The organism is Rubellimicrobium aerolatum, assembly GCF_017872975.1.
GTDB lineage: Bacteria > Pseudomonadota > Alphaproteobacteria > Rhodobacterales > Rhodobacteraceae > Rubellimicrobium > Rubellimicrobium aerolatum.
Window position 1 is genome coordinate 114,668 of sequence record NZ_JAGGJP010000001.1, and the last position, 22,149, is coordinate 136,816.

The 22,149-nt window shown below is 71.2% G+C and carries 22 protein-coding genes; 10 read left to right on the forward strand and 12 right to left on the reverse strand.

The annotated features are described in order from the left end of the window. Positions 1 to 12: 12 nt before the first annotated feature. Positions 13 to 636 carry a helix-turn-helix domain-containing protein gene (locus J2Z33_RS00560; protein WP_209836806.1) on the forward strand — a complete coding sequence of 208 codons (624 nt, stop codon included), beginning with the start codon at positions 13 to 15 and terminating at the stop codon, positions 634 to 636. Between the two features lie 61 nt (positions 637 to 697). Here J2Z33_RS00560 and J2Z33_RS00565 read toward each other — a convergent pair whose 3' ends face one another. Further along, a complete protein-coding gene (locus J2Z33_RS00565) occupies positions 698 to 2,530 on the reverse strand; it encodes an extracellular solute-binding protein (protein ID WP_209836808.1) in 1,833 nt (610 codons plus the stop codon). A 512-nt stretch (positions 2,531 to 3,042) separates the two neighbouring features. Here J2Z33_RS00565 and J2Z33_RS00570 point away from each other — a divergent pair. Beyond that, entirely contained in the window at positions 3,043 to 3,822 is a 780-nt protein-coding gene (locus J2Z33_RS00570) for a 3-hydroxybutyrate dehydrogenase (RefSeq protein ID WP_209836809.1), read from the forward strand. Here the strand turns inward: J2Z33_RS00570 and J2Z33_RS00575 are convergent, their stop codons facing one another. The 3 genes from J2Z33_RS00575 to J2Z33_RS00585 form a co-directional block, all read right to left on the reverse strand. Beyond that, complete coding sequence (locus J2Z33_RS00575) at positions 3,823 to 4,629, reverse strand: DUF502 domain-containing protein (protein WP_209836811.1); 807 nt, start codon at positions 4,627 to 4,629, stop codon at positions 3,823 to 3,825. Between the two features lie 80 nt (positions 4,630 to 4,709). Then, complete coding sequence (locus tag J2Z33_RS00580) at positions 4,710 to 5,624, reverse strand: pseudouridine-5'-phosphate glycosidase (RefSeq protein WP_209836813.1); 915 nt, start codon at positions 5,622 to 5,624, stop codon at positions 4,710 to 4,712. Next, the gene (locus J2Z33_RS00585) at positions 5,621 to 6,529 is read right to left on the reverse strand and encodes a PfkB family carbohydrate kinase (RefSeq protein WP_209836815.1); all 909 of its coding nucleotides are present in this window, start codon (positions 6,527 to 6,529) and stop codon (positions 5,621 to 5,623) included. The genes J2Z33_RS00580 and J2Z33_RS00585 overlap by 4 nt, the downstream gene beginning before the upstream one ends. Positions 6,530 to 6,771: 242 nt before the next feature. On the opposite strand from J2Z33_RS00585, the gene rpsB reads away from it, so the two are divergent. Both rpsB and tsf read left to right on the forward strand, forming a co-directional pair. Then, a complete protein-coding gene (gene rpsB, locus J2Z33_RS00590; RefSeq protein ID WP_209836817.1) occupies positions 6,772 to 7,536 on the forward strand; it encodes a 30S ribosomal protein S2 in 765 nt (254 codons plus the stop codon). Between the two features lie 85 nt (positions 7,537 to 7,621). Then, positions 7,622 to 8,500, forward strand: coding sequence for a translation elongation factor Ts (tsf, locus tag J2Z33_RS00595; RefSeq protein WP_209836819.1), 879 nt, complete (start codon positions 7,622 to 7,624; stop codon positions 8,498 to 8,500). Positions 8,501 to 8,554: 54 nt separating this feature from the next. Here tsf and J2Z33_RS00600 read toward each other — a convergent pair whose 3' ends face one another. From J2Z33_RS00600 to J2Z33_RS00615, 4 genes are all read right to left on the reverse strand, one after another. Beyond that, on the reverse strand, positions 8,555 to 9,310 hold the full coding sequence (locus J2Z33_RS00600; protein WP_209836821.1) for a LuxR family transcriptional regulator: 756 nt from the start codon (positions 9,308 to 9,310) through the stop codon (positions 8,555 to 8,557). A 62-nt stretch (positions 9,311 to 9,372) separates the two neighbouring features. Next, on the reverse strand, positions 9,373 to 10,995 hold the full coding sequence (locus J2Z33_RS00605) for a PAS domain-containing hybrid sensor histidine kinase/response regulator (protein ID WP_209836823.1): 1,623 nt from the start codon (positions 10,993 to 10,995) through the stop codon (positions 9,373 to 9,375). Positions 10,996 to 11,000: 5 nt separating this feature from the next. Beyond that, complete coding sequence (locus tag J2Z33_RS00610) at positions 11,001 to 11,795, reverse strand: alpha/beta fold hydrolase (RefSeq protein WP_209836825.1); 795 nt, start codon at positions 11,793 to 11,795, stop codon at positions 11,001 to 11,003. A 188-nt stretch (positions 11,796 to 11,983) separates the two neighbouring features. Then, positions 11,984 to 13,018, reverse strand: a complete 1,035-nt coding sequence (locus J2Z33_RS00615; RefSeq protein WP_209836827.1) for an ATP-binding protein — start codon at positions 13,016 to 13,018, stop codon at positions 11,984 to 11,986. Positions 13,019 to 13,209: 191 nt separating this feature from the next. Between J2Z33_RS00615 and J2Z33_RS00620 the strand changes: the two genes are divergently transcribed. Beyond that, on the forward strand, positions 13,210 to 13,545 hold the full coding sequence (locus J2Z33_RS00620) for a hypothetical protein (protein ID WP_209836829.1): 336 nt from the start codon (positions 13,210 to 13,212) through the stop codon (positions 13,543 to 13,545). Here the strand turns inward: J2Z33_RS00620 and J2Z33_RS00625 are convergent. From J2Z33_RS00625 to J2Z33_RS00635, 3 genes are read right to left on the reverse strand one after another with little or no spacing between them, the layout of a single operon-like run. Beyond that, positions 13,514 to 14,065, reverse strand: a complete 552-nt coding sequence (locus tag J2Z33_RS00625; RefSeq protein WP_209836831.1) for a gamma carbonic anhydrase family protein — start codon at positions 14,063 to 14,065, stop codon at positions 13,514 to 13,516. The genes J2Z33_RS00620 and J2Z33_RS00625 overlap by 32 nt on opposite strands. Further along, positions 14,062 to 14,718, reverse strand: a complete 657-nt coding sequence (gene gmk / locus J2Z33_RS00630) for a guanylate kinase (RefSeq protein WP_209836833.1) — start codon at positions 14,716 to 14,718, stop codon at positions 14,062 to 14,064. Before gmk ends, J2Z33_RS00625 begins: the two co-directional genes overlap by 4 nt. A gap of 3 nt (positions 14,719 to 14,721) precedes the next feature. Continuing rightward, complete coding sequence (locus J2Z33_RS00635) at positions 14,722 to 15,609, reverse strand: YicC/YloC family endoribonuclease (RefSeq protein WP_209836835.1); 888 nt, start codon at positions 15,607 to 15,609, stop codon at positions 14,722 to 14,724. A 141-nt stretch (positions 15,610 to 15,750) separates the two neighbouring features. Here J2Z33_RS00635 and J2Z33_RS00640 point away from each other — a divergent pair, with 141 nt between their 5' ends. Further along, positions 15,751 to 16,425, forward strand: coding sequence for a PAS domain-containing protein (locus tag J2Z33_RS00640; RefSeq protein WP_209836837.1), 675 nt, complete (start codon positions 15,751 to 15,753; stop codon positions 16,423 to 16,425). A 37-nt stretch (positions 16,426 to 16,462) separates the two neighbouring features. Here the strand turns inward: J2Z33_RS00640 and J2Z33_RS00645 are convergent, their stop codons facing one another. Further along, a complete protein-coding gene (locus J2Z33_RS00645) occupies positions 16,463 to 17,833 on the reverse strand; it encodes a class II 3-deoxy-7-phosphoheptulonate synthase (protein ID WP_209836839.1) in 1,371 nt (456 codons plus the stop codon). 212 nt (positions 17,834 to 18,045) lie between these two features. Between J2Z33_RS00645 and J2Z33_RS00650 the strand changes: the two genes are divergently transcribed. The 4 genes from J2Z33_RS00650 to J2Z33_RS00665 all read left to right on the forward strand — a co-directional run bounded on the left by J2Z33_RS00650 (position 18,046) and on the right by J2Z33_RS00665 (position 22,049). After that, the gene (locus J2Z33_RS00650) at positions 18,046 to 19,053 is read left to right on the forward strand and encodes a GlxA family transcriptional regulator (protein WP_209836841.1); all 1,008 of its coding nucleotides are present in this window, start codon (positions 18,046 to 18,048) and stop codon (positions 19,051 to 19,053) included. A gap of 96 nt (positions 19,054 to 19,149) precedes the next feature. After that, positions 19,150 to 20,337, forward strand: a complete 1,188-nt coding sequence (locus tag J2Z33_RS00655) for an ABC transporter substrate-binding protein (protein ID WP_209836843.1) — start codon at positions 19,150 to 19,152, stop codon at positions 20,335 to 20,337. 105 nt (positions 20,338 to 20,442) lie between these two features. Then, positions 20,443 to 21,219 carry an ABC transporter ATP-binding protein gene (locus tag J2Z33_RS00660; RefSeq protein ID WP_209836845.1) on the forward strand — a complete coding sequence of 259 codons (777 nt, stop codon included), beginning with the start codon at positions 20,443 to 20,445 and terminating at the stop codon, positions 21,217 to 21,219. Beyond that, positions 21,216 to 22,049: an ABC transporter ATP-binding protein gene (locus tag J2Z33_RS00665; protein WP_209836847.1), complete on the forward strand. Its 834-nt coding sequence runs from the start codon at positions 21,216 to 21,218 to the stop codon at positions 22,047 to 22,049. The genes J2Z33_RS00660 and J2Z33_RS00665 overlap by 4 nt, the downstream gene beginning before the upstream one ends. The last annotated feature ends 100 nt before the right edge of the window (positions 22,050 to 22,149 follow it).

The following is a 22,149-nucleotide window of genomic DNA, read 5'->3' on the forward strand; positions in this document are numbered from 1 at the left end:
GTAAGGAGCGCCATGGCCGGACAGGACCCCCGCACGCTCATCCGCATCGCCCGCGCCGACGGCTCGGCCGACCACGCGGCGCCCATCGACCTCGGGCAGCGCGTGAGGGAGCTGCGGCGGGCGCGGGACTGGACGCTGGAGCAGGCGGCCTCGCAGGCCGGGCTGGCGCGGTCCACGCTGTCCAAGATCGAGAACGGGCAGATGTCGCCGACCTACGACGCCCTGAAGAAGCTGGCGGTGGGGCTGGGGATCTCGGTGCCGCAGCTCTTCACGCCGGCGCCGCGGGCGCAGGTGAACGGGCGCATGGCGGTGACCAAGGCGGGCGAGGGGACGGCGCACCTGACGACCACCTACGAGCACGAGCTGCTGGCCGACAGCCTGAGCCGCAAGCAGATGCTGCCCTACCGGGCGCGGGTGCGGGCGCGCAAGCTGGAGGAGTTCGGCGGCTGGGTCCGGCACGAGGGGGAGGAGTTCCTCTACGTGCTGACGGGGGCGGTGCGCCTTTACACCGAGTTCTACGAGCCGGTGGAGATGCGGCGCGGCGACAGCGCCTATTACGACGCCGCGATGGGGCACAACGTCGTGTCGATGAGCCAGGACGACGCCACCATCCTGTGGGTGACGTCGCTGGCATGACGGCTGCGGCGGCGGACTGAGCCCGCCCCGCGGCATCGGGAGGCAGGTCCCGGCGCGCCGATCAGTTGGCGGGGTCGCGCGGCTCCCACCACCAGACGTCGGGCTGCCATCCGGGCCAGTCGCCCATCAGCGGCAGGCGGTCGGGATGGCGCAGCGAGGCCGAGTGCGCGATCAGCGCGGCGTTCCACTGGTAGAAGGGGACCACGTAGCGGCCCGCCGTCAGCACCCGGTCGAGCGCCTGGGCCGTGGCCACGAAGTCCTCGGTCGATTCCACGGTGAGGAGGCGCTCGATCAGACCGTCGATGGCCGGGGACCTGACGCCCATCAGGTTGCGGCCGCCGGGCTCGTCCGCGATGGCCGAGCCCCAGTAGAGCGCCTGCTCGTTGCCGGGCGAGAGCGAGACGGCGCGGCGGAAGTAGGTCATGTCGAAGTCGTAGCCGTCGGTGCGCTGCTTGTACTGCGCGGGATCGACCGAGTTCACCGTCACCTGCATCCCGAGCCGGCCCAGCGCCTCGACATACATGTCCACGATGGAGGCCACCTCGGAGGAGCCGTTCTCCAGCAGGATCTCGAAGGCGAAGGGCTGCCCCTGGGCGTTCCGCAGCACGCCGTCGTCGGCGACGACCCAGCCGGCCTGCATGAGCGAGTCGAGCGCCCGGCGGGTGCCGGCGCGATTCCTCTCGCCGCCCTCGGCCACGGGCAGGGCGTAGCCTTCGAGCGCGTCGGGGGGCAGGGAGGCCTCGTAGGGGGCCAGCGCCTCGGCGACGCGGCCCTCGGCGGGGCCGGAGGTCATCCCGAGGGGGCTGTTGGCGAAATAGGACGTGATGCGGGGCTGCTCGCCGCCGGTCATCGTGTCGTTGATGAACTCGAAGTTGAAGGCCTGGATCATTGCCTCGCGCACGCGGAGGTCCGAGAAGATCGGCTGCCGGGTGTTCATCACGAGGCCGGTCATGCCGGTCGGTCGCTGGTGGGGGATCTCGCTCAGGACGACCCCGCCCTCCCGCGCGAGGGGGAAGTCGTAGGCGGTCGCCCAGCGCGCGGGGTTGGTCTCGCGCATGATGGTGACCTCGCCGGTCTTGAAGGCCTCGAAGGCGGCGGTCTCGTCGCCGAAGAACTCGAAGCGCACCTCGTCGAGGTTCATCGTGCCGCGCCGGAAGGGGATGTCGGCACCCCAGTAGTCGGGATCGCGCCGCAGGGTCACCGAGCGGCCGGGGTCCACCGCCTCCACCACGTAGGGGCCGGAGGTGACGGGGATCGTGTCGAACCCGTCCGAGCTGGCGAAGTCCAGCCCCTCCCATTGCGCCTTCTTGAGGATGGGGCGCAGGCCCGCGAGCATGGCGAGCTCGCGGTCGGGGGCGTTGAAGGCGATGCGGACGCCACGCTCGCCCACCGGCTCGATGGACTTCACCTTCCGCCAGAAGGTGAGGTAGCGGGGATGCCCCTCGGTGCCGATGGTCCGAAAGGACCAGATCACGTCCTCGACGGTGACGGGGCTGCCGTCGGAGAAGCGGGCGTCGGGGTTCAGCGTGAACTCCACCCAGCTCCGGTCGGGGGCGGCCTCGACCGATTCGGCGAGGAGGCCATAAAGGGTGAAGGGCTCGTCGAGCGAGCGGCCCAGGAGCGATTCGCTGGTCAGGAAGGTGAGTTGCCAGGGGACGGTGCCCTTGAGGATGTAGGGATTGAGGCTGCTGAAGCTGCCCAGCTCGGCGGAGACCACGGCGCCGCCCTTGGGGGCGTCGGGGTTGGCGTAGGGCAGGTGGTCGAAGCCGGGCGGGAGCGCGGGCTCCCCGTACATGGCGAGGCCGTGGGCGGGCTCGGCCGAGGCCGCTCCGCCCAGGAGGAGCGGGAGGAGCAGCGCCCTCCAACCGAGACGTGTGGCGAGGGACGGTGACATGGCGAAGGCTCTCCCCTGGTGCCGTGCTGCGGGTCCGAGGGACGCTACGCGCCGGGGCTTGCGAAATCAAACTTTTGGCTAGCGGAGCGACTGCGGAACGCTTATAAGGAAGTCACTGCTCGATAGGTTTCTTGCCTGTATGAAACCTGCCTCAACAACTCAACGCCCGCCCTTTGGCGGGCGTTTTTTTGTGCGCCGGGCCGGGCCTCGGCACGACTTCATCTGATTCCTGAGGATTCCGTGGGATTCCCGTCGTGATGGTCGGTTCGCCTGGCCAGCGGCGGGGTGTGGCGTGCTCTACAACGAAGCGGCGAATCACGTCAAGGCGAGCCGTGAAGGCCGAGTCGCCGCCGGTGTTTGCCCGTGCGCGCAACGGCTTGGGACGGCCCGCTGCGGCGCTGCGTCAGATCGACGGGCCGGCGGGAACCTGCCGATCAGCCTGGATTGGATGAGCCATTGCCGCCGCGCCGCCGTCGCCTAGGATGCCGCGGTGCAACAGGAAGGAGGCTCCCATGGAAGCAGCGCGTCCCCTCGTCGGTCGCAGGGCGGTCGTGACCGGATCGACCTCGGGGATCGGGCTTGGCATCGCCCGGGCCCTGGCCGGGGCCGGGGCCGAGGTGGTCCTCAACTCCTTCACCGATGCGGAGGCGGATCACGCGCTGGCCCGCGAGATGGGCGCGGAGTTCGGGGTCGCGGCGAGCTACCGGCGGGCGGACATGGCACGGGCCGAGGACTGCCGGGCTCTGGTGGCCGGGGGATGCGACATCCTGGTGAATAACGCGGGCGTGCAGCACGTGGCGCCTATCGACTCCTTCCCGCCCGAGGCCTGGGACCGGATCATCGCCATCAACCTCAGCTCGGCCTTCCACACGATCGCGGCGGCGCTGCCCGGGATGCGGGAGCGGGGCTGGGGGCGGGTCGTCAACGTCGCCTCGGCGCATGGCCTGACGGCCTCGCCCTACAAGTCGGCCTACGTGGCGGCCAAGCACGGGCTGGTGGGGCTGACCAAGACGGCGGCGCTGGAGACGGCGGGGCAGGGCATCACCGCCAACGCGATCTGTCCGGGCTATGTGCTGACGCCGCTGGTCGAGGCGCAGATCCCCGACCAGATGGCCGCGCATGGCATGGACCGCGAGACGGTGATCCGCGAGGTGATGCTGGCGCGGCAGCCGTCGCGGCAGTTCGCGACGGTCGATCAGATCGGCGGGACGGCGGTGTTCCTCTGCTCGGAGGCGGCGGCGCAGGTGACGGGGACGACGATCAGCGTCGACGGGGGGTGGACGGCGCTGTGATCATTCGGCGGCGCGGGCGGGCTCGGGGGGCGGCGCGCCATCCACGATCCGCAGGGCCCCGCTTTCGCCCGGGTAGACGAGGCCCGCCGAGATGACGAGCTTGGCCGCGTCCTCGAGGCTCATGTCCAACTCGATGATCTCGCTGCGGGGGACGAAGATGACGTAGCCGGTGGTGGCGTTGGGGGTGATCGGGCGGAACAGCGACACGATCTCCTCGCCGGGGCTGCGGGCCATCAGCTTGTCGCGGATCTCTCCCTTGGGGGGGGCGGAGATGAAGGCGAGGGACCAGGAGCCCTTGCGCGGGAACTCCACGAGGCAGGGACGGTCGAAGCGGACGTCGGACTGTGTGAACAGCGTCTCGGAGAGCTGCTTCACGGCGTTGTAGATGGAGCGGATGACGGGCACGCGGCCGACCATGTTCTCGCCGAAGCGGAGCATGGAACGGCCGACGAGGCCCTTGGCGATCCAGCCGATCAGGAAGGTGAAGACGAGGAAGACGACGACGCCGACGCCGCGGATGTCGAGGTCGATCCAGTCGGCGCTGTCGCGCGGGTTGCCGAGCCAGCGGTTCACCATCGAATCGGGGTGCCAGTAGTTCGGCACCAGCGGCATGACGACGTTGTCCACCCAGCCGACCGCCGTCCAGATCAGCCAGACGGTCAGGCCGATGGGGGCGATGACGACCACGCCGGCGAAGAAGTTGTTGCGGAGCGCGCCGAGGATGCGGGTGATGAGCCAGTGCTGCTGGCGAGGCGGTATCTTCGGCGGGGGGTTCTTCGGCGGGGGGTTCGTCTGCGGCGGGCGCATGGCGGGAGACCTTTGGCTGTCGCCAAGGTTCTAGGCCACGGCCGGGCCGGGGGGCAACACGCCGCTTGGGCGGGTGGGCGTCAGGCGGGCAGGGTGCCCAGTTCCACGGCGATGCGCGCCGCGAGGCGGGCGTTGTTGAGGACGAGGGCGATGTTGGCCTGGAGGCTGCGACCCTCGGTCAGCTCGAAGATGCGTTGGAGGAGGAAGGGGGTGACGGCCTTGGCGGCGATGCCCTGCGTCTCGGCCTCGCGCAGAGCCCGGGCGACGTGGGGGGCGAGCGTCGCGGCCGGGATCTCGTCGGTCTCGGGTATCGGGTTGGCGACGAGCTGGCCGCCGGGGAGGCCGAGGGCGGCGCGCATCCGGTGGGCGCGCGCGATCTGGGCAGGGTCGTCCATCCGCAGGGGCGCGCGCAGGCCGGAGGAGCGCGACCAGAAGGCCGGAAGGTCGTCCTGGCCGTAGGCGATGACGGGGACGCCGAGGGTCTCCAGCACCTCCAGCGTCCGAGGCAGGTCAAGGATCGCCTTGGCCCCGGCGGCGACCACGGTGACGGCGGTCTGCGCCAGCTCGGACAGGTCGGCGGAGATGTCCATGGTCGATTCCGCCCCGCGATGGACGCCGCCGATGCCGCCGGTGGCGAAGACGGCGATGCCGGCGAGGCGGGCGGCGATCATGGTGGCGGCGACGGTGGTCGCGCCGGTGCCGCCGCGCGCGAGGCAGGCGGCGAGGTCGGCGCGGGACAGCTTGGCCACGTCGCTGGATCGCCCGAGACGGGTCAGGTCGTCATCGGCGAGGCCGACATGGAGCCGGCCTTGCAGGACGGCGATGGTGGCGGGGGTGGCGCCCTGGGCGCGGACCTCGGCCTCGACCCGGCGGGCGGTTTCGACGTTGCGGGGCCAGGGCATTCCGTGGGTGATGATGGTGGATTCGAGGGCCACCAGGGGAAGGCCCTGTTCGCGCGCCGCGTGAACCTCGGGGGAATAGACGATTGAGATCATGTGGGCGTGTCCCCGGAGACATAAAGGGCGGCGGCGTGGAGGGCGCGGGCGAGGGCCGCCTCGCGCGGGGCCCCCTCGCGCTCGGCGGTGAGATGGGCGGCCAGGAAGGTGTCGCCCGCACCGGTGACGCGGGTGACGAGGACGGCGGGCGGCTGGAGCGTCAGCAGGCCGTCGCGGTCGGCGTCGGAGACGGAGCGGGCCCCGTCGGTGACGATGACGCGGCGGGCGCCGCGTTCCACGAGGCCGCGCGCGGCCTCGGCGGAGGTCTGGAAATCGCGGTGGCCCAGGATGCGGGCCTCCTCCAGGTTGACGTAGATCGTCGCGCCGGGGTGGCCGAGGAGCGGGAGAAGACGCTCGGCCTTGCCGGGGCTCGCGGGGGCGAGGCGGAGGTCGGCGCGCGAGACGAGCGGCGAGGCGGCGATGCGGGCGAGGAGGTCGGCGGTCAGGTTGCCGTCGAGGACGATGGGGCCGGGCCAGGGCGCGGCGGGGGTGCCCAGGCGGCCGTCCTCCAGCGGGCGAAGGATGCGGTCGCCGGCAGCCTCCAGTGAGTGGGCATCGGCGATGGCGGCGACGAGGCCGTTGCCGCCCTCGACCGCCATGTAGCGATCGGTCGGCAGGTCCTCGGAGCGGTAGGCGAACCCGGTAAGGAGGCCCATGCGCGCGGCCTCGGCCACCAGTTGCTCGCCCTCGGGGTCGCGGCCGATGGCGGTGAGGAGGGCCGGGCGCAAGCCGAAGCGGCGGAGCGTCATGGCGATGTTCATGGCGACGCCGCCGGGAATGCGGACGATGCGGCCGGGCACGTCCGCGCCGAGGCGGAGATGCGACGGCGTGCGGCCGATGATGTCCCACAGGACCGAGCCGATGCAGAGGATGTCGGGAACGGGCGTGTCGGGGGCGGGGGTCATGGCCCCGGCAGTTGCCCCGATGCGCCGTCCGGGGTCAACCCGGCCTTGCCCTCTCAACTTGGCCCAAATACGCAGCGACGCCGGCCACATGGCGCGCCCCTTGCAATCCGGGGCCATTGCGGCTAGATGCCCCCCACTTCGCAGGCGGAGGCGGGCGTTCGGGGGAGACATCCCCGCGCGTCCACCGGTTGGGGGAAACCCTGAGACCCTCCGCCGAGGCTCAAACCGGAAAGGATACGAGCATGGCTCTTCCCGAGTTCTCCATGCGTCAGCTTCTTGAAGCGGGCGTGCACTTCGGCCACCAGACCGCGCGCTGGAACCCGCGCATGGCGCCGTTCATCTACGGCTCGCGCAACGGCATCCACATCCTCGACCTGACGCAGACCGTCCCGCTGCTGGACGAGGCGCTGCGCGTCATTCGCGACACCGTCGCCCGCGGCGGCCGCATCCTGTTCGTCGGCACCAAGCGCCAGGCCCAGAAGGGCATCGCCGACGCTGCCGAGCGGTCGGCGCAGTTCTACATGAACCACCGCTGGCTGGGCGGCACGCTCACCAACTGGCAGACCGTCTCGCAGTCGATCGCGCGCCTGAAGGCCATCGACGAGGCCGCCGAGCGTGGCTTCGAGGGCCTGACCAAGAAGGAGCGGCTGGGCATGGAGCGCGAGCAGGCCAAGCTCCAGGCCACGCTGGGCGGCATCCGCGAGATGGGCGGCGTGCCCGACCTCCTGTTCGTCATCGACGTGAACAAGGAGGATCTCGCCATCCAGGAGGCCCAGAAGCTCGGCATCCCGGTCGTGGCGATCGTGGACACCAACTGCTCGCCCAAGGGCGTGGACTACGTGATCCCCGGCAACGACGACGCCGCCCGCGCGATCCAGCTCTACTGCGACCTCGCCGCCCGCGCCGCCCTTGAGGGCATGAGCGCCCAGCTCGGCGCCGCCGGGGTGGACATCGGCGCGATGGAGCAGCTCGGCGAGGAGACGCTCGAGGACGCGGCGACCGCCTGATCGGCCTGTCCGATCGAGACTGTCGCGAAACCGATACCGGGCGGGTGCGATACCCCGCCCGGATTTCCATTCAAGGAGACATGAGATGGCTGTCACCGCGAGCATGGTGAAGGAACTGCGCGAGACCACCGGCGCCGGCATGATGGACGCCAAGAAGGCGCTGACCGAGACCGACGGCAACATGGAAGCGGCCATCGACTGGCTGCGGACCAAGGGCCTCGCCAAGGCCGCCAAGAAGTCCGGGCGCACCGCCGCCGAGGGCCTGGTGGGCGTCGCCGTCGCGGGCGGGCGCGGCGTGGTGGTGGAGGTCAACTCCGAGACCGACTTCGTGGCCAAGAACGCCGAGTTCCAGGCGCTGGTGCGCGACGTGGCGCAGGCGGCGCTGAACGCCTCCGACCTTGACGCGCTGAAGGCGCAGGACATGGGCGGCCGGACCGCCGAGACCGCCGTGACCGAGGCCATCGCCCGCATCGGCGAGAACCTGTCGCTCCGCCGCATGGCCGCGCTGGAGGGGGAGACGGTCGTCTCCTACGTCCACAACGCCGCCGGCGAGGGCCTGGGCAAGATCGGGGTGCTGGTCGCGCTGTCGGGCACGGACAACGGCATCGGCCGGCAGATCGCCATGCACGTCGCTGCCGCCAGCCCGGCCGCGTTGGACGAGGCTGCCCTCGATCCGGCGCTGGTCGCCAAGGAGCGTCAGGTCCAGTTCGACATCGCCAAGGAGTCGGGCAAGCCCGACGCCGTGATCGAGAAGATGCTCGTCGGCCGGATGAAGAAGTTCATGGCCGAGTCGACGCTGATGGGTCAGGCCTTCGTCGTGAACCCCGACCAGACCGTCGCCGAAGCCGCCCAGGAGGCCGGCGTCACGGTCACGGGCTTCGTGCGGCTTGCCGTCGGCGAGGGCATCGAGAAGGCCCAGGAGGACTTCGCGGCCGAGGTCGCCAAGATGAACGCGGGCGCCTGACGCCCCGGGCGCCGCCGCGTCCGCGCGGCGCCCGTTCCCCCGTCTAGTCGGCGCTCAGGCGTCGATCGTGAACATCTGGTTGTAGAACGCCGCCTTCAGCACGGCCTGGGCGGTGGTCTCCACGTCCAGGGCCTCGCGGGCGAGGCGCAGGTGCTTCTCCACGGTCGCGGCGGTCAGGCCCATGAGCAGGGCGATGTCCTGCGCCGTCTTGCCGTCCCCCACCCATTGCAGGACCTCGCGCTGCCGCTGCGTGAGCTGGCGCGCGCCGCTGTAGGGCAGGGTGAGCAGCTTGAGGTGGAAGACGTTGTTCATCACCGTGATGGTGGGGCCGTGCTCGGCCCAGAGCGCATCCACGTCCTGCTGGGTCAGGCCAGGCCGGGCGCAGAGGCCGATCCCGCCCTTGGCGCGTTGCGAGACGGAGCGGAAGCTGATCGTGTAGCCGCAGGTCACGCCGAGCTGGCGGTTGAACTCCATGGTCCTGATCTCTCCGGCGCTGAGGCCCCCGCGCGCGGCTCGGCCGGCCAGAACGGACCAGGAGCAGGCGCCGTCGTTCTCCAGCGCCCAGCGGACCATGGGGCCGTCGGCATAGAGGCCGTCCTCGATGTAGGGACGCATGTAGGAGGCCGGCATGTTCGTCAGCAGGACCCAGTCCTGCGGGTCGCCCAGCGACCGGCCGCTGCGGTAGCGGGTGTAGCCATAGAGCAGGCGGTCGAAGCCGAAGGACGACATCGCGTCCAGGTGCAGGCGCCACAGCGACTCGACCGAGGCCGCGGTGTTCACGCGATCGAGATGGACGATGAGATCGTGCATGGGCCCGAGGATACCACCTCCGCCCCTGGGCGCACACGGTTTTCGCGCCTTGGCGTGCGGCCTCAGTCGTCGGCCGCCGCAGGGACGGATGCCACCGCGCGCTCGACCGCTTGCGCTAGCTGCACCTGCGAGAAGGGCTTGGCGAGGCGGGGCAGGTCGCCCAGCTCGGAGGCGGCGAGGTGGGCGAAGCCGGTGATCAGCAGGGCGGGCAGGCGGGGATGGCGCTGCCGCGCGGCGGCGACCAGCGCCCGGCCGTCCAGGCCCGGCATGGCGAAGTCGGTCACGAGCAGGTCGGGCGCCGCTCCGTCCAGGAGGTCGAGCGCCGCCGCGCCGGAGGCGGCCTCGGCCACGGCGTGGCCCAGGTCCCGCAGCATATCCGCCACTCCCGCCCGGACGAGGGCGTCGTCGTCCACCAGCAGCACCGTGCGGGCCGGGCCGGGCCGGGGCGGCTCGGGCGGCGGGACGGGGAGCGGGGCAGGGGCGGCCTCGGCCTCGGGCAGCAGCACGCTGACGGTGGTGCCCTGGCCGGGGGCGCTGTCGATCGCTAGGGCCCCGCCGCTCTGCCGCGCCAGCCCCTCGGCCATGGACAGCCCCAGGCCGGTGCCCCGGCCGGGCGCCTTGGTGGTGAAGAAGGGCTCGGCCGCGCGGCTGAGGATCTCGGGCGCCATGCCGATGCCGGCGTCGCGGACGCGGAGCCGCAGGTAGCGCCCCGGGGCCAGGTGCGCGCCGGGCACCGCCTCGGCCTCCACGGCGTCGAGCCGGATCGAGAGGGGGCCCGCGCCGGACATCGCGTCCCGCGCGTTCACGCACAGGTTCAGGAGAGCCATCTCGAGCTGGTTGGGATCGACGCGCGCGGGCGGCAGGCCGGGCTCGGCCTCGATCGCCAGATCCACCATCGGCCCCACGGCGCGCGCCACGAGGTCGCCCAGGCCCGCCACGAGGCCAGCCAGATCGACCGGCCGCGCCTCCAGGTGCTGCCGGCGGGCGAAGGTCAGGAGGCGGCTGACCAGGAGCCGCGCGCGCTCGGCCGCCTCGGCCGCGCCAGCGACCAAGGCGGCGTTGCGCGCGTCGAGCGCGGCCCGGCGCTGGAGGATGTCCAGGCAGGCGACGATCGGGGTCAGCAGGTTGTTGAAGTCGTGGGCCACGCCGCCGGTGAGCTGGCCCAGGCTCTCCATCTTGCGGAGCTGCACGAGCTCGGCCGTGCGCGCCTCGACGCGGGCTTCCAGCTCGGCGTTGAGCCGGGCCAGCGCCTCGGCCGACGCGCGGGCGCGCTCGCGCTCGGCCAGCAGCTCGCGCTCGTAGGCGCGGCGGTCGGTGGCGTCCACCACCATGAAGCGATGGCCCAGGAGCGCGCCGCCCGGGCCGTCGATCCGCCGCCATTCCACCAGCCCCGGCAACCGGCTGCCGTCGCGCCGGCGCAGGTCGAGCGCGATCTGCCGCAGCGCCGGCTCCACCCGGAGGATGGGCGCGCAATGGGTTTCGTAGAAGATGCGCGAGCCCGGCGTGAGGATCTGCTGGAGCTTGCGCCCGAGCAGCTCGGTCATGTCCGGGAGGCCCAGCCATCCCGCCAGGGTCCGGTTGCCGCGCAGGATCGTGCCGTCCGCCGCCAGCGTGAGGTAGCCGACCGGGGCGTCGTCGTAGAGCTCGTCCGCCGTCTCCTCGGGTATGCCGCTCCGATCTGGCATGGCGTCTAGCGGTCCAGGAAGCGGCGGATCGCCTCGCTCGTCTCGCTGGGGGCGCTCATGTGCGGGCAGTGGCCGGTCGCGGTCATCAGCACCAACTCGCTGTCGGGCAGGTGGCGGTGCATGAAGTGGCCGACCTCGACGGGCGCGATCATGTCCTGCTGGGTCTGCAGCACCAGCGACCGCGTGCGGCACCGGGGCACGTCGGCGCGGTGGTCGGACAGGAAGACGACGCGGGCGAACTCGCGGGCGATGTCGGGATCGGTGCGGCAGAAGCTCGCGCTCAGGGTGTCGCCCAGCTCGGGCCGGTCGTCGTTGCCCATGATGGTCGGGGCCATGGCGCGCGACCAGCCCAGGAAGTTGCTGTCCAAGACCTCGAGCAGGCCCTCGATGTCCTCGCGCGTGAAGCCGCCCCGGTAGTCGCCGTCGTCGATGAAGCAGGGCGACGGCGCCACCAGCACGAGCGACGAGAACCGCTCGGGCTGCCGGATCGCGGCCAGGAGCCCCATGTTGGCGGCGGCGGAATGGCCGACGAAGGCGACCTCGGTCAGGTCGAGGGCGTCCAGCACCTCCAGCACGTCGTCCACGTAGCCGTCGTAGCTCGCGTATTTGCCAGACACGTAGGCCGACAGGTCGGAGCCGCCGGACCCCACGTGATCGAAGAGCACGACGCGATGGTCGTCCTCGAAGGACGGGATCACGTCGCGCCAGGCATTGAGATCGCAGCCGAAGCCGTGGGCGAAGACCAGCGGCCGGGTGCCGCGACCCAGAACCTTGACGTTGTTCCGCCGCAGCAAATCCATGGGGCCGCCTCCTTGCCGTTCGGTTGTAGTTCCTTAATGCCTCGTCGAGCGGACAACCGCCATGGGCCAGTGCCGCTTTCCTGAACCTGCGGTTTTTGACATAATATATATTATGCGATAATAACGTCCCGTGACGACACCCTCCCTGACCGGGCCATCCGCGTCCCGGAACCGTCGTCCCATCGCCGTCACTCCACCGGCAGCACGACGCTGAACCGACTGCCCTTGCCGATCTCGCTCTCGATGCGAAGCCGGCCGCGGTGGCGGCTGACGATGTGCTTGACGATGGCGAGGCCGAGGCCCGTGCCGCCCACCTCGCGCGAGCGATGCGTGTCCACGCGGTAGAACCGCTCGGTCAGGCGCGGGACATGATGCGCGGCGATGCCGGGGCCGCGATCGGTCACGCTCAGGCGCACGCCCAGCCGGCGCAGGCCCGGCTGCGGCTCGGGGCTCGACAAGGCGACCTCCACGATCCCGTCAGGCCCGCCATACTTGATGGCGTTCTCCAGGAGGTTCGTCAGCACCTGCCGGAGCTGGCCGGGATCGCCCGGAACCCAGGTCTCGCCGCCTGGCAGGTCGAGCCGCAGGACGCAGCCGGACCGGGAGGCCAGCGGCTCAAGCGCGGCCGCGACCGAGGCCGCGAGGCCCGCGAGGTCCACCCGTCCGGTGGGACGCCGCCGCTCCTCGGCCTCGACGCGGCTGAGGGACAGGAGGTCGTCCACCAGCCGCGCCATCCGCCGGGCCTCGCGGGCGGCGATTCCGAGGAAGCGGTCCCGCGCCGCCGGGTCGTCGCGGGCCGGCCCCTGCAGCGTCTCTAGGAAGCCCAGGAGCGCGGTGAGCGGCGTCCGCAGCTCGTGGCTGACATTGGCCACGAAGTCCCGCCGGATCTGGCCCGCTTCCTCCACCGCCGTGATGTCCTCGAAGGTGACGATGATCCGGCGCGGCTCCAGCGCGACCTCGCGGGCGACGGCCCGCCAGGTGGTGTCGCGCCCCCCGTCCGAGCCGAGGTAGCGCGCCTCGCGCGGCTGGCCGTCGCGCAGGACGCCTTCCACGATGTCGAGCGTCGCCGGCTGGCGCAGCACGGTGATGTAGTGCCGCCCCGTGCCGTCGTGGCCGAACAGGCCGGCGGCCGCCGCGTTGGCCGCCTCGATCCGCTCGGTGCCGTCGATGAGGACCGCCGGGAACGGCAGGGCGGCGACCAGGGCGGGGATCTCGGGCGTCATGGTGTGACCGACTTAGGACGGTTTGTCGCTGGATGAGGGACAGTGGGTGGCGGTCGTTGTGACCGATCGCACAATGTCATAAGCACGACCTGGGGCGACGGACCGGCCGAGAAGGCCGCGCCTCGCTGCGTCCATCGTCCGGGGTGGTCGTCCCGGAACTCGACACATGGCGACAAGGATGTTCCCCTGGAATGATTCTCGTGATCGGAGATCTCGAAAGCTGGGAGCGCGAAGGTCGTCCCGTTCCCAGGATGGACGGCTTCCGCTTCGCGACCTTCGCCAAGCTGACGGGACCTCTCCTGGAGGAGACGCGGCCTGAGATGGTGCTCTCGCCGCTGATGGGCGACGGGTTCGACGCCATGGACATCGCGCGGCGCCTGGTCGAGGCCGGGTTCCAAGGCCGCTATCGCGCGCTGACGGACGATCTGCCCGACTCGGAGGCTGTCCGGGAGGAGATCCGAGAGATCGCCCCGGACCTCGACTTCGACCTGTTCCTCATCCGCCCGTCCCTGGGCCCGTCTGGCTGAGGTTCGCCGGCCTGAGGTTCGTCGAGAATCGGGCCGCGTTCTCGGCATAGCCTCGCGCGGACCGCTCCAGCGCCGCCACGCCCGCGTCGTCGAGCGAACGGACGGCGCGGGCCGGGCTGCCGACGATCAGGCTGCGGGGCTCGAAGGCCTTGCCCTCGGTCACCAGCGCCGCCGCCCCCACGAGGCTGTCGCGCTCGATCCGCGCGCCGTTGAGCACGGTGGCCGACATCCCGACCAGCGTGTTCGGCCCGATCGCGCAGCCGTGCAGCATGGCGCGGTGGCCGATCGTGCAGCCCGCGCCCACCGTCAGCGGGAAGCCCCAGTCGGAATGGAGGCAGGACAGGTCCTGGATGTTGGTCCCCTCGCCCACCTCGATCCATTCGTTGTCGCCGCGCAGCACCGCCCCGAACCAGACCGAGGCGCGGGGGCCGATGCGGACGCGGCCGATCACCTGCGCGTCCGGGGCGATCCAGGCGGTCGGGTGGATCTCGGGCCCCTCGCCGTCCAGCGTCCAGATCATCGCGCCTCCTCGAACTCGCGGGCCAGCCCCCGCACGAAGTCGTTCAGCCAGGGCTGCCGCTCGCGCCGCAGCCGCTCCACCTCGACGACGTGGCGCACGCGCGCCTCGGTCTCGTCCAGGTCGCGGTTCACCAGAACGTAGTCGTATTCGGCCCAGTGGCTCACCTCGGCCATGGAGCGCGCCATGCGGCCGGCGATCACCTCGGGCGAGTCCTGCCCGCGCGAGCGCAGGCGCCGCTCCAGCTCGGCCAGGGAGGGGGGCAGGATGAAGACCGACACCACCTCGCGCCCGAGGGGCGAGTTGCGGACCTGCTGCCCCCCCTGCCAGTCGATGTCGAAGAGCGTGTCGCGTCCCTCGGCCATCGCCGCCTCTATGGGCCGGCGGGGCGAGCCGTAGAGGTTGCCGAAGACCTCGGCGTGCTCCAGCAGCTCGCCGGCCGCGATCATCGCCTCGAACTCGGGCCGGGTGACGAAGTGGTATTCCCGCCCGTCCACCTCGCCCGGGCGCGGCGGGCGCGTGGTGGCCGAGACGGAGAAGCCCATGGCCGGGTCGGCGGCGAGGAGCCGGCGCGCGATGGTCGTCTTGCCGGCCCCGGATGGGGAGGAGAGGATCACGAGCAGGCCCCGCCGGCTGGGCACGTCCTGGGCCGTCATGCGTCACTCCACGTTCTGGACCTGCTCGCGCATCTGGTCGATGGCCGCCTTGAGGTCAAGGCCGATGCGGGACAGGCCCGAGGAGCCGGACTTGGACAGGAGGGTGTTGGCCTCGCGGTTCAGCTCCTGGGCGAGGAAGTCGAGCCGGCGGCCGACCGGACGGGGGTCGGCGACCAGCTCGCGCGCCTGCGCGACATGGGCGCGGAGCCGGTCGATCTCCTCGGTCACGTCCGACCGGACGGCGATCAGGGCCAGCTCCTGCGCGAGCCGGGCCTCGTCCATCTCGGGCATGGCCTCGGCCACGCGCCGCAGCGCTGCCCGCAGCTCGCCCCGGGATTCGTCACGCCGCGCCTGGGCGAGCCGCTGGGACTCCTCCACCAGGGATTCGATGCTAGCTATCTGATTCGCCAAAAGAGTCTCCAGCGCGGCCCCCTCGCCCTCCCGTGCCGCCATGAAATCATCAAGGAGCCCTTCCAGGTCCGCAAGCAGCGCCGCCCGAAGCCCCTCCTCCTCCGGCGCCACCGCCGGGACCGCCACGCCCCTCTGCGCCAGCACGTCCGCCGCCGTCGCCTGCCCGAGCGTGACGCCCAAGGCGAAGGCGCGCTGCTGCACGTGCTCCAGGGCGTGCAGCACGCGGTCGAGCTGCGCCTCGTCGATGGCGAGGCCCCCCTCGCCCGCGCCGCGCGACAGCCGCAGCGCCAGAGACACGCTCCCCCGCGACAACCGGGCCGAGAGGGCGGCGCGCACCCCTGCCTCCAGCCCCTCGATCCCCTCGGGCAGGCGGAGCCGCAGGTCGAGCCCCCGCCCGTTCACGCTCCGCAGGTCCCAGTCCCACACGATCGCGTCCAGGTCGCCCCGGCGGCTGGCGAAAGCGGTCATCGAACGGATCATCGGTCCTCCTGGCGGGCGACGACGGCCGGAGCGGCCTTAACCCTTTAACACTTTAGTAACGGACATCGGCCGGAAGGTCGCTATTTTAAGAAACAGGAAACGATCATCCCGTCCCCGTCCAGCCCGCCCGAGGAGAGCCCCATGTCCCGTGACGATCAGCCCAGCGATCTCCTGGCGAACCTCGGACCGACCGGCCAGCGCCCTCTGTCGCCGCTGTTCCGCAAGGTGCCGGAAGGCCGGGCCGCGATGACGCTCCTCGAATCCTACTGGCGCGAGCTGGGCGGCGACCGCCGGCCGCCGCGCCGCCGCGACCTCGACGCCAGCCGCATCGAATCCGCCCTGCCCCACGCCTTCCTTCTGGAGCGCATCGCGCCCGGCATCGCCCGCTTCCGCATCGGCGGGCAGGAGCTCTGCAACCTCGCGGGGCTGGAGCTCGCCGGCCTGCCGATCTCGTCGCTCTTCGCCGGTCCCGGCCGCCAGCGGCTCCGCGTCTGGCTCGACCGCTGCTTCGACGACCCGGCCCTCGTCGATCTTCCGGTGAGCGGCTGGCGCGGCGTCCTGCAACCGCCCCTGACCGGCCGCCTGCTGCTTCTGCCGCTCGCCGACCGGGAGGGGCGGGTCACGCGCGCCGTGGGCGGCCTGTTCCTCGACCGGCCGTCCCGGCTCTCCCGCGTGCGCCTCGACATCCTGGAGGACGAGACGCTGCGGATCGAGAAGGTCGGGCCCCCTGCCCCGCCCATCCCGGCGGTCCCAGCCGCGGCCGGCCCCGCCCGGTCGGCGCGGCCCTACCTGCGCCTCGTGGTGTCGAACGACTGATCGGGGGCGGCGGCCCGCCGCCCCCGGCCCGGCCCGGTCACACGGCTTCGGCCCGGCTCAGGTCCGCGCGCCGGCCCGACAGCTCCTCGGCCACGAGGAAGGCCAGCTCCAGCGCCTGGCTGGCGTTGAGGCGCGGGTCGCAGGCGGTGTGGTAGCGGTCGGAGAGGTCCTCGTCGGTGACGGCGCGGACGCCGCCGGTGCATTCGGTCACGTCCTTGCCGGTCATCTCGAAATGCACGCCGCCAGGGATCGTGCCCTCGCCGTTGTGGACCGCGAAGAACTCCCGCACCTCGCGCAGCACCGACTCAAAGGGCCGGGTCTTGTAGCCCGACGACGACTTGATCGTGTTGCCGTGCATCGGGTCGCAGGACCAGACGACGTTCGCCCCCTCCTCCTGCACGGCACGGATCAGGCGCGGCAGGTGCTCGGAGACCGTGCCCGCCCCGAAGCGGGCGATCAGCGTCAGCCGCCCGGCCTCGTTGCGCGGGTTCAGCCGCTGCATCAGCGCCTTGAGGTCCGAGGCCCTCATCGACGGCCCGCACTTGAGCCCGATGGGGTTCTGGACGCCCCGGCAGTATTCGACGTGCGCCCCGTCCGGCTGCCGCGTGCGGTCGCCGATCCAGATCATGTGGCCCGAGCCCGCCAGCCATTGCCCGGTGGTCGAATCGACCCGAGTCAGAGCCTCCTCGTATTCCAGCAGCAGCGCCTCGTGGGAGGTGAAGAACTCCACCGTCTCCAGCGCGTGCGCGGCCTCGTCGTCGATGCCCATCGCCGCCATGAAGTCGAGCGTGTCGGAGATCCGGTTGGCCAGCTCGCGGTACTTCTCGGCCTCGGGGCTGGCGGTGAAGCCCAGCGTCCAGGCGTGGACCTTGCGCACGTCGGCGTAGCCGCCAGTCGAGAAGGCGCGCAGAAGGTTCAGCGAGGCGGCGGCCTGGAGGTAGGCCTGGAGCATCCGGTCGGGGTCGGGCAGCCGCGACTCGGGCGTGAAGTCGAAGCCGTTGATGATGTCGCCCTTGTAGGACGGAAGCTCGACGCCGCCCACCGTCTCCAGCGCGGCCGAGCGCGGCTTGGCGAACTGCCCGGCCATGCGGCCCACCTTCACCACCGGCACCTTGGCGCCGTAGGTCAGGACCATCGCCATCTGCAGGAGCACCTTGAAGGTGTCGCGGATGTTGTCGGCCGAGAACTCGGCGAAGCTCTCGGCGCAGTCGCCGCCCTGGAGGAGGAAGGCCTCGCCGCGCGAGACCTTGGCGAGATGGGCCTTGAGCCGCCGCGCCTCGCCCGCGAAGACGAGCGGGGGATACGAGGCGAGCCGCGCCTCGACGCCGCGCAGCCGGTCCGCGTCGGGATAGTCCGGCATCTGCACGCGCGGCAACCTGCGCCAGTCGGTCTTCTGCCAGTCTCCCATGGTCGCCCTCCTCGGCCGTGACGGGGAAACGGAGCCCCCAATTGCCGGCGCTTATCCCCTCGGGCCGGGCAAGTCCATTGCAAAACCGCCCGAACGGCCCTCTGGACATCCCTTCCGCGACATCGCCGTGTCGCATCCGAGCGCCCTTGTGGCGGATCGGGGAACCTGAGAATGTCGCTCCCAGGCGATAAGTCGTCGCCCGGGGTATCCTCATGAACATCCAGCCCCAGCTCGTCGAGCTCGACAGCCCTGGCCCTCGCGCCCGCCGCTTCGTCTTCGTGCTGCTGGACGACTTCACTATGCTCAGCTTCGCCTGCGCGGTCGAATCCCTGCGGATCGCCAACCGCATGGCGGGCCGGACGCTCTACACCTGGGTCCTGGCCGGCGAGAGCGGCGAGAGCGCCACCTGCTCGAACGGCAGCGTCTTCCGGCTCGACATGGACCTGGGCGAGCTGTCGCGCGACGACACCTTGATGGTCTGCGGTGGCCTCGACGTGCAAGCGGCGACGACGCGGACCCTGGTCAACTGGCTCCGGCGCGAGGCGCGGCGCGGCGTCGTCATCGCCGGCCTCTGCACGGCGGCCCACAGCCTCGCCAAGGCGGGGTTGCTCGACGGCAAGCGCGCGACGATCCACTGGGAGAACCAGGACTCCTTCCTCGAGGAGTTCGAGGAGGTGGACCTCACCCGCTCGGTCTTCGTGATCGACGGCAACCGCATCACCACCGCCGGCGGCACCGCCTCCATCGACCTGATGCTCAAGCTCATCGCCGACGACCACGGCGAGGAGCTGGCCAACGCCGTCGCCGACCAGCTCATCTACAGCTCCATCCGCACCGGCCAGGACACGCAACGCCTGTCGATCCCCACCCGGATCGGCGTGCGCCATCCCAAGCTCTCCCGCGTCATCCAGGTCATGGAGCAGGCCATCGAGGAGCCGATCTCCCCCGCGACGCTGGCCCGCGACGTGGGCCTCTCGACCCGCCAGCTCGAACGCCTGTTCCGCCGCTACCTCGACCGCTCCCCCAAGCGCTACTACATGGAACTCCGGCTCCAGAAGGCGCGCAACCTGCTCATGCAGACCGACATGAGCGTCATCAACGTCGCGCTGGCCTGCGGCTTCGCCTCGCCCTCGCACTTCTCCAAGTGCTACCGCGCCCATTACGGCACCACCCCCTACCGCGAGAAGGGCACGCAAGGCGTCGTCCGCCAGCCCGCCTGACCCCGGCCCGCGCTGCCCTTGGAAGGTGCCTTTCCTTTCGGCAGGTGCGCGTCTAGCCTGCCCGCCGGAATGAAGAATCCGTCAGGGAGACGACGCATGAAGAACCTCCTCCTGGCCGCCTCGGGCCTAGCGCTGCTGGCCGGCGCCGCCGCCGCGCAGGACGCCGCCGCGCCGAAGATCGGCATCCTCCTGGGCTTCACCGGCCCGCTGGAATCGATCATGCCGAACATGGCCACCGCCGCCGAGATCGCCATCGCCGAGGTCAACGCCGCCGGCGGCATCCTCGGCCAGCAGGTCGCCTCCGAGCGCGCCGACTCCACCTGCGTCGACTCCGCCGCCGCCACCGCCGCGGCCGAAGGGCTGGTGAACGGCGGCGTCAACGCCATCATGGGCGCGGACTGCTCGGGCGTGACCGGGGCGGTCCTGGCCAACGTCGCCGTCCCGAACGGCATCGGCATGATCTCCCCGTCGGCGACCTCGCCGGGCCTGTCCACCGCCGAGGACAACGGCCTCTTCTTCCGCACCGCCCCCTCCGACTCGCGGCAAGGCGAGATCCTGGCCCAGGTGCTGACGGAACGCGGCACCACCGACGTGGCCCTGACCTACACCAACAACGACTACGGCAAGGGCCTGTCGGACTCGTTCACCCAGGCCTTCCAGGCCCAGGGCGGCACCGTCTCCATCACCGTCCCGCACGAGGACGGAAAGGCCGACTACTCGGCCGAGGTCGGCTCGCTCGCCGCTTCGGGGTCTGACGTTCTGCTGGTGGCGGGCTACACCGACCAGGGCGGCCGGGGCATCGTGCAGAACGCGCTCGACACCGGCGCCTTCGAGACCTTCGTGTTCCCCGACGGCATGGTCGGCCAGGACATCGTGGACGCCCTGGGCGACGGCCTGTCCTCCTCCTTCGGCACCCTGCCCGGCTCGGACAGCCCCGGCGCCACCCGCTTCCAGGAGATCGCCGCCGCGCAGGACCTCGACGGCACCTCGGTCTACACGGGCGAATCCTATGACGCCGCCGCGCTGATGATGCTAGCCATGGCCGCCGCCGGCTCGACCGCCGGCGCCGACTGGACCGCCCAGGTCGAGGCGATCGCCAACGCCCCGGGCGAGCAGATCCTCCCCGGCGAGCTGGGCCGCGCGCTGGAGCTGATCGCCGCCGGCACGGACATCGACTACGTCGGCGCCACGGCGGTGGAGATGATCGGCGGCGGCGACTCGGCCGGGAACTTCCGCGAGGTGGAGTTCGGCACCGGCTCCATCGAGACCGTCCGCTTCCGCTGACCTCAAGTTCCGATTGACGGACTTGCGCGGCCCGGGGTAAGGCCCCGGGCCGTCGCGTATCCAAGGGACCCGGCCCAGGGTCCTTTCCCCAGAAGGGTCCCCCGCATGATCGAGGTCCACGACCTCCACAAGCATTTCGGTGGCTTCCACGCCGTGGACGGCGCGAGCCTCCGCATCCGCAAGGGCTCGATCACCGGGCTGATCGGCCCGAACGGCGCGGGCAAGACGACCCTGTTCAACGTCATCGCCGGGCGGCTGCCGCCGACCTCCGGCCGCGTCACCATGGCGGGCGAGGACATCACCGGCCTGCCCCCGCACGCCTTGTTCCACAAGGGCTTGCTCCGCACCTTTCAGATCGCGCATGAATTCTCCTCCATGACGGTCCGCGAGAACCTGATGATGGTCCCCGCCGCCCAGGCGGGCGAGAGCCTGTGGAACGCCTGGTTCGCCCGGGGCCGCATCCGGCAGGAGGAGGCCGCGCTCCGCCGCAAGGCCGACGAGGTGCTCGACTTCCTCACCATCGCCCATGTCGCCGACGAACGGGCCGGCAACCTGTCGGGCGGGCAGAAGAAGCTGCTCGAACTCGGCCGCACGATGATGGTGGACGCCAGGATCGTGTTCCTGGACGAGGTGGGCGCGGGCGTGAACCGCACGCTCCTGAACACCATCGCCGACGCCATCGTGCGGCTGAACCGCGAACGCGGCTACACCTTCTGCGTCATCGAGCACGACATGGACTTCATCTCCCGCATCTGCGACCCGGTGATCGTCATGGCGCAGGGCAAGGTGCTGGCCGAGGGCTCGGCGCAGGAGATCCTTCGGAACGAGGCGGTGATCGAGGCCTACCTGGGCACCGGCCTCAAGAACAAGGTCCCGGCATGACCGACACCCATGATCCCCTCCACGACGACCGGGGCAACAACGACGCCTCCATCGTCAAGCCCGGTGGCGGCGGCCTCCACGTCGCCGACAACAGCGGCACCCGGCCCGCGCCACGGCTGACCGACGCCTTCCTCGTCGGCGAGGGGATGGTCGGCGGCTATGGGCGGGGCCCCAGCATCCTGAACGGCTGCACCATCGCCGCCGAGAAGGGGCAGATCGCCGTGATCGTCGGCCCCAACGGCGCGGGCAAGAGCACCGCCATGAAGGCGGTCTTCGGGATGCTCGACCTCCGCCAGGGCTCGGTGCGCCTGAATGGCGAGGACATCACCCGCCTCAGCCCCCAGGCCCGCGTCGCCAAGGGCATGGCCTTCGTGCCCCAGGTCCGCAACATCTTCGCCTCCATGACCGTGGAGGAGAACCTGGAGATGGGCGCGTTCCTGCGCCGCGACGACATCCGGGGCACCATCGAGCAGATCTACGACCTCTTTCCCATCCTCAAGGCCAAGCGCCGCCAGCCCGCCGGCGAGCTGTCGGGCGGCCAGCGCCAGCAGGTCGCCGTGGGCCGCGCGCTGATGACCCAGCCTTCGGTCCTGATGCTCGACGAGCCCACGGCCGGCGTCTCCCCCATCGTCATGGACGAGCTCTTCGACCGCATCATCGAGGTCGCGCGGCAGGGCATCACCATCCTGATGGTGGAGCAGAACGCCCGGCAGGCGCTGGAGATCGCGGATCGCGGCTACGTCCTCGTGCAGGGCGGGAACGCCTTCACCGGCACCGGCAAGGAGCTGCTGGCCGACCCGCAGGTCCGCAAGAGCTTCCTGGGAGGTTAACGATGCGCCGCCCCGTTAACTTCGTGGTAAACCCACCGTTCGTTGCTGTCAGGATTCGTGAACCCGGCTCGTGGCATTCTGCCGCTCCGATTCCCAGCCG

Coding starts and splice junctions, on each gene's coding strand:
- rpsB (WP_209836817.1), top strand. CDS start 6,772: ATGGCTCTTCCCGAGTTCTCCATGCGTCAGCTTCTTGAAGCGGGCGTG.
- J2Z33_RS00640 (WP_209836837.1), top strand. CDS start 15,751: ATGTCCCGTGACGATCAGCCCAGCGATCTCCTGGCGAACCTCGGACCG.
- J2Z33_RS00605 (WP_209836823.1), bottom strand. CDS start 10,995: ATGCCAGATCGGAGCGGCATACCCGAGGAGACGGCGGACGAGCTCTAC.
- gmk (WP_209836833.1), bottom strand. CDS start 14,718: ATGACGGCCCAGGACGTGCCCAGCCGGCGGGGCCTGCTCGTGATCCTC.
- J2Z33_RS00580 (WP_209836813.1), bottom strand. CDS start 5,624: ATGATCTCAATCGTCTATTCCCCCGAGGTTCACGCGGCGCGCGAACAG.
- J2Z33_RS00560 (WP_209836806.1), top strand. CDS start 13: ATGGCCGGACAGGACCCCCGCACGCTCATCCGCATCGCCCGCGCCGAC.
- J2Z33_RS00665 (WP_209836847.1), top strand. CDS start 21,216: ATGACCGACACCCATGATCCCCTCCACGACGACCGGGGCAACAACGAC.
- tsf (WP_209836819.1), top strand. CDS start 7,622: ATGGCTGTCACCGCGAGCATGGTGAAGGAACTGCGCGAGACCACCGGC.
- J2Z33_RS00570 (WP_209836809.1), top strand. CDS start 3,043: ATGGAAGCAGCGCGTCCCCTCGTCGGTCGCAGGGCGGTCGTGACCGGA.
- J2Z33_RS00565 (WP_209836808.1), bottom strand. CDS start 2,530: ATGTCACCGTCCCTCGCCACACGTCTCGGTTGGAGGGCGCTGCTCCTC.
- J2Z33_RS00655 (WP_209836843.1), top strand. CDS start 19,150: ATGAAGAACCTCCTCCTGGCCGCCTCGGGCCTAGCGCTGCTGGCCGGC.
- J2Z33_RS00585 (WP_209836815.1), bottom strand. CDS start 6,529: ATGACCCCCGCCCCCGACACGCCCGTTCCCGACATCCTCTGCATCGGC.
- J2Z33_RS00610 (WP_209836825.1), bottom strand. CDS start 11,795: ATGGATTTGCTGCGGCGGAACAACGTCAAGGTTCTGGGTCGCGGCACC.
- J2Z33_RS00645 (WP_209836839.1), bottom strand. CDS start 17,833: ATGGGAGACTGGCAGAAGACCGACTGGCGCAGGTTGCCGCGCGTGCAG.
- J2Z33_RS00600 (WP_209836821.1), bottom strand. CDS start 9,310: ATGCACGATCTCATCGTCCATCTCGATCGCGTGAACACCGCGGCCTCG.
- J2Z33_RS00575 (WP_209836811.1), bottom strand. CDS start 4,629: ATGCGCCCGCCGCAGACGAACCCCCCGCCGAAGAACCCCCCGCCGAAG.
- J2Z33_RS00615 (WP_209836827.1), bottom strand. CDS start 13,018: ATGACGCCCGAGATCCCCGCCCTGGTCGCCGCCCTGCCGTTCCCGGCG.
- J2Z33_RS00625 (WP_209836831.1), bottom strand. CDS start 14,065: ATGATCTGGACGCTGGACGGCGAGGGGCCCGAGATCCACCCGACCGCC.
- J2Z33_RS00650 (WP_209836841.1), top strand. CDS start 18,046: ATGAACATCCAGCCCCAGCTCGTCGAGCTCGACAGCCCTGGCCCTCGC.
- J2Z33_RS00620 (WP_209836829.1), top strand. CDS start 13,210: ATGATTCTCGTGATCGGAGATCTCGAAAGCTGGGAGCGCGAAGGTCGT.
- J2Z33_RS00635 (WP_209836835.1), bottom strand. CDS start 15,609: ATGATCCGTTCGATGACCGCTTTCGCCAGCCGCCGGGGCGACCTGGAC.
- J2Z33_RS00660 (WP_209836845.1), top strand. CDS start 20,443: ATGATCGAGGTCCACGACCTCCACAAGCATTTCGGTGGCTTCCACGCC.